This is a genomic window from Chamaesiphon sp. OTE_20_metabat_361 (assembly GCF_031364565.1).
Genome location: NZ_JANLWO010000742.1, coordinates 1 through 5,605, shown reverse-complemented (window position 1 = coordinate 5,605; position 5,605 = coordinate 1). Strand labels below are relative to the sequence as shown.

The 5,605-nt window shown below is 45.0% G+C and carries 4 protein-coding genes; all 4 read left to right on the top strand.

Annotated features, from left to right (window positions below; genetic code table 11):
• On the top strand, positions 1-1,593 hold a 1,593-nt coding region (locus RMO35_RS21110), incomplete at its 5' end, for an NAD(P)H-quinone oxidoreductase subunit F (RefSeq protein ID WP_309743959.1).
• A gap of 69 nt (positions 1,594-1,662) precedes the next feature.
• On the top strand, positions 1,663-3,234 hold the full coding sequence (locus RMO35_RS21105; protein WP_309743957.1) for an NADH-quinone oxidoreductase subunit M: 1,572 nt from the start codon (positions 1,663-1,665) through the stop codon (positions 3,232-3,234).
• A gap of 139 nt (positions 3,235-3,373) precedes the next feature.
• Positions 3,374-4,672: a CO2 hydration protein gene (locus RMO35_RS21100; RefSeq protein ID WP_309743955.1), complete on the top strand. Its 1,299-nt coding sequence runs from the start codon at positions 3,374-3,376 to the stop codon at positions 4,670-4,672.
• 89 nt (positions 4,673-4,761) lie between these two features.
• On the top strand, positions 4,762-5,259 hold the full coding sequence (locus RMO35_RS21095; protein WP_309743953.1) for a GNAT family N-acetyltransferase: 498 nt from the start codon (positions 4,762-4,764) through the stop codon (positions 5,257-5,259).
• Positions 5,260-5,605: the final 346 nt, after the last annotated feature.

Genomic DNA, 5,605 nt, shown 5'->3' with positions numbered 1-5,605 from the left:
ATCAATTTTCCGATCGAGATTTCGACGATTACACTGACTGCTACGGCGGTGGTAACGACGATTAGTCTGGTATCTCAGATTTATGCAGTTGGTTATCTGGAGATGGATTGGAGCTGGGGACGGTTCTTTTCGCTGATGAATTGTTTTGGGGCGGGGATTTGTGGATTGGTATTAACCAATTCGCTATTTTTTAGTTATGTCTTTCTCGAATTACTGACACTAGCTACTTACTTGTTAGTCGGTTTTTGGTACGCGCAACCTTTGGTAATTACAGGTGCGCGGGATGCCTTTTGGACGAAACGGGTGGGTGATATTATCCTGTTGATGGGCGTAATTGCAATTTACCCGATCGCGGGGACGTGGAATTTTAGCGAGTTGGAAATTTGGGCGCAGACGGCGCAATTAGACCCGACAGTGGCGCTGTTACTCGGTTTGTCTTTGAGTGCGGGGCCGTTGGGCAAGTGCGCTCAGATCCCCTTTCAGCTCTGGCTGGATGAAGCGATGGAGGCACCACTACCAGCGACAGTGTTACGAAATGCGGTGGTAGTTGGTGCGGGGGCATTCGTACTGATTAAATTGGCACCTGTAATTTCGCTCTCACCACTTTTGTTGAGTATTCTCGTGATTCTGGGCGTTGCTACGGCGGTCTGTTGTGCGTTGATTTCGATCGCGCAGGTTGATGTCAAGCGCGTACTTTCATATGTTTTAAGTGCTTATATCGGGCTAGTATTTATCGCTGTTGGTACTCAAAATTTGGACTCGGCGCGATTTATTCTGTTCAATGAATCTTTCGGGATGGCATTGTTGTATATGAGTGTGGGTGCGGTTATTTGGACGAATATTACCCAAGATTTGACACAGTTGGGTGGTTTGTGGTCGCGGCGTCCGTTTACGGCGATGTCGATGTTGGTGGCAATTATTTCCTTTATTGCCGTACCGCCGCTCGGCGGATTTTGGGGTTTTTTACAGTTAGTTACTAGTTTGTGGATCGAGCAACCTTGGCTCGTTGGGGTGATTTTGATTGTCAATACTTTGACTGCATTTAGTTTGACTAGACTATTTTGTAGAATCTTTTTGGGTCGGGTACAGCCAATGAGCGAACGCTCGGTCGAACCGTTTTGGTTGATTAGTATACCTGTCGTTAGCTCTGCTGTTTTCATCTGTCACTTACCAAGTATTTTTTACAATCTAGATCTATTGCCAAGCTGGGGTAAATTAGACCAGATGTTTGCACCATTACTGGTTTGGTCGAGTATTTCGGGGATAACAATTAGTGGTGTGATTTATGGTACGAATACGGTACAAAAACCAATTCGCTTACCGTTGCCAGCACTGCAAAACTTCTTTACCTATGACTTTTATATTCAACGTTTTTATCAGTTGACGATCGTCTGGTTGGTAGCAGTCAGTGCGCGGGCAATTAATTGGTTCGATCGCTATGTTGTCGATGGCTTAGTTAATGTCATCGGGCTAGGAACTTTATTCAGCGGACAGACGCTAAAATATAGTACTTCCGGTCAGTCTCAGTTTTATATTTTATTCGCATTTGCGGGAATTATTATTCTCGGTCTGATGATGGGTCTGCTAGTTTAGTTAATAGTTAGTAATTATCAATTAGCAATTTAGAATCTATATTTTTCAAATAGAGGATCGATCTTAATTATGTTGAGTGCTATTATTTGGTTGCCGCTGTTGGGGGCAATTTGGATTGGAATATTACCAAGATTTAGTCGCTCGATCGCACTAATTACTGTTGGAGTGACTTTAATGCTTGCGATCGCGATCGCGACAATGTTTAATTACCAAGATGTTGGCTTACAATTTGTCGAGCATATCGTGTGGGTCGAGCCACTAGGATTAGATTATCAATTGGGTATCGATGGCTTGTCTTTACCATTAATCATCTTAAATAGTTTGTTGGTAGTGCTGTCGGTTCAGGCGACTGCTAAAGATGTCGAAAGACCGCGACTGTTTCATGCACTCCTCTTGCTGGTCAGTACTGCAATTACGGGCGCTTTTCTCGCGCAAAACTTGTTGCTGTTCTTCTTATTCTACGAGCTAGAATTGATTCCCCTCTATCTATTAATTGCGATTTGGGGCGGTGAAAAGCGTGGCTATGCAGCAACTAAGTTTCTGATTTATCAAGCTCTCTCGGGAATCATCTTACTTGCAGGTTTCTTGAGCTGGGCATGGTTTGCCAAAACTGGTGACTTTAACTATGAGTCATTGGCAGCAACGCATTTACCAGCCAATCTCCAACTCCTATTTCTCAGTATTATCCTGCTCGGTTTTGGGATCAAGATGCCGTTGGTGCCGTTTCATACTTGGCTCCCAGATGCCTACGTCGAAGCCTCGACACCCGTGTCGATGTTGTTGGGTGGCATTGTCTCCAAATTAGGCACCTATGGCTTAATCCGCTTTGGTTTGGGTTTATTCCCCGATGCGTGGGCGATTGTCGCTCCCTGGTTGGCACTCATCGCCGTCTTTACCGCAGTATACGGCAGTACGATCGCGATCGCCCAAACCGATATCAAGAAAACGATCGCCTATAGTTCCGTCGCGCATTTGAGCTATGTATTGCTGGCTACCGCTGCGGGGACTCCGTTGAGCCTGTTAGGCGCAGTCTATCAAATGGTGGCACACGGCTTAATTCTCGCCCTATTATTTAACCTAGTTGGCATCATTGAAGCCAAAACAGGCACCCGTGAATTAAACCAGCTTCACGGATTGCTCAATCCCCAGCGCGGCTTACCCTTTGTCGGGGCAATGTTGATTCTCACCATGATGGCGAGTGCGGGTATTCCGGGGATGGCAGGTTTCATCGGTGAATTCCTCTCCTTCCAAGGTAGTTATGCCGCCTTCCCCATCGGTACGCTCATTTGTCTGGCGAGTACGGGTTTAACTTCTGTCTACTTCATCATCATTATCAATCGCGCCCTCTTTGGCAAGTTAACACAAGACCTCATCTATTTGCCCAAAGTCGCCAGCTACGAGCGGGTACCAGCAATAGTCCTGGCTGCACTCATTATCCTACTGGGCGTTCGACCGAATATCTTGATTTCCCATACTCAAGTTACCACCGATGAGTTCGTGGCAACGCTCCCATCAGCAACTACTCAAATCGCCAAACTAGAAGTGAAAAATCCCCTCCCTGGAGCGAAAAGTGCGGTCTTGGGGTTTCCCCAAGTAAAGCACCTTTTCAAGACAGGGGTGCCCGTAGGGCGGGGTGGGTAGATCTCCGCAGCGAATCTAACAAACACGACAGATGACAGTGGGTAGGGCGGGTTTGCATGAAATCTCTAGTACAAAAGACATCAACAGCATAAACTCGCCCCTACATATTATTAATATTCCACACTAATCCAAAATCCCCATGACTACAACCACAGCTCCTGCACCCACCAAATTACCACCATCCACCCATCAATTTGCCGACGTTATCCATCGCCTCGAAGCAGGTGGCGCGATGCTACCCGACACACCCGAAAACCTGATGCAAATCATCGGCTTGTACAAAGCCTACGCCGTCCCGATGGACTTCTACTGGCGCGACTTGCTGTACATTGCCGAGCGTGTCTTCATCAACCCGCTACCTGCCTTTAAATACTTCCTCCCGCAGGAATATCTCGACTTACCCAATCACTATGCAGGTGACACCGCCGACTTACGCATCTGGCAAAAAGGCGCAGCTTCAGCACATCCCGAACTGCTAGAGTTTATGGAAAAAGGGCGCAGTACCAAAATGCCCAAACTTTTCCATCACTTACTACACGATCGGATTAATATGGAGTTTGCGGAAGCCTGTATGCAGGCGATGTACTGGCATCGGGGCATGGGTGGCAGGTTCGATCCTTATCTAGATACTGACGAATACAAGCAAAACGCCGATCGAGCTATTAAAGCATATTTCAAGGGCAATCCGGCTATGCTTGCCGCTTACAAACTTTTCCCCGACATGTTCATCGAGCAGGTACGCGTGCTTTCCTACTATTCCAACTTAGGACTGTTTTGGGAAGTGATGGCTCCGGTATTCTTTGAGATGAGCGATCTTTATGATGAGGGTAAAATTACCTCTGTCCCAGAAGCGATGGATTTCCTGGTAAATGGGATTTTTGCTGTTGCAGGGCGACCGATTTATCATCATGTTTATATCGATGGGGAAATGTTTGAAATCATCCCTAAATCCTGCGGTTTTACTTGGTTGTACGAGGCGGCTTTACCTTATGTCGAAGCAGTATTTTATCGGACTGCTCCATTTCGTGGCACCAAATCCTACAATGCTCAAGCCGAGCAAGTACCAGCAGAGCAAAATGATTTTCATTACGGCATTTTATATGCCGATGTAAATCCCGTCGGTGCTGCCGGGATTCCGCCGACATTATTGATGGATGATATGTATCATTTCTTGCCTCAATATTTGCTCGATTACTACGAACAACATTGTCGGGGTAAAGATGATATGTTAATTCAATTAGGTGTGAGTTTTCAGCGATCGATGTATTGTGTTACTTCAGCAGTAATTCAGGCATTACGGGGCGCTTTACTCTATCCTTTGGACGATCCTAATCCCCAACATCTAGAGAAAAATCGTCAATTCTTTGAGTCTCAGATCGATCGCTTTAAGCGCCCTGAAGCTCGATTGAGTGATATTCAGAATCAAGAATATAGATAATTTTGAAGATTGAATGTTTTCTTAATTAACATAGGTTAGTCGAGCCACTTGAATCAAGCTAAAATGTGTTAGAAGCTAGCCGATAAATCATGACGTTAGACACATCCTCGATCGAGATTATTGAAGCAGATTTAACTATCGCCGCACATGCGCGGGCAGTCATAACATTAATGGATGAATATGCTCGCGATCCGATGGGTGGCGGTAGTGGATTATCGGACTATGCTAAAACACATCTAATTGCTGAATTAGCTAGACGCAAGACTGCTCGTATTATCCTCGCTTTTGTAGAGCGAGAACCAGCCGGACTAGTTGTTTGTTTGGAAGGATTTTCCACTTTTGCTTGCCAACCATTGCTGAATATTCATGATGCGATCGTTTCGCTACCTTATCGAGGTAGAGGGCTATCTAAGTTGATGCTACAACTAGCGGAACAAATTGCGATCGAGCTAGGATGCTGTAAACTGACACTAGAAGTTTTAGAACATAACTATCTTGCTCAAAAAGCATATCGATCGTTTGGATTTAACGGCTATGAGCTAAACCCCCAAATGGGTAAAGCACTATTCTGGGAAAAGAAATTGTAATGTATCTAAATTTTATAATATTACAATGGTTACTTCTCGTAGGGTGGGCACTGCCCACCAACAGATTTAGCGATCGCAATAGTCGATAAAAAACAAACATTCAATACATAGTATTTAGTTAAGAAGGTGGGCAGTGCCCACCCTACAAAATTAGAGTTTTAATAATAATAAGATGCCAAATATCGTAGAAATTGCGGTTAGTAACGATAACTTCAAAACCCCCGTCGCCGTCGTTCAAGCGGCTGGATTAGTGTCGTCCCAGTAGGGTGGGCACTGCCCACCAACAGATTTAGCGATCGCAATATTCGATAAAAAACAAAAATTAAATACATAGCATTTAGTTAAA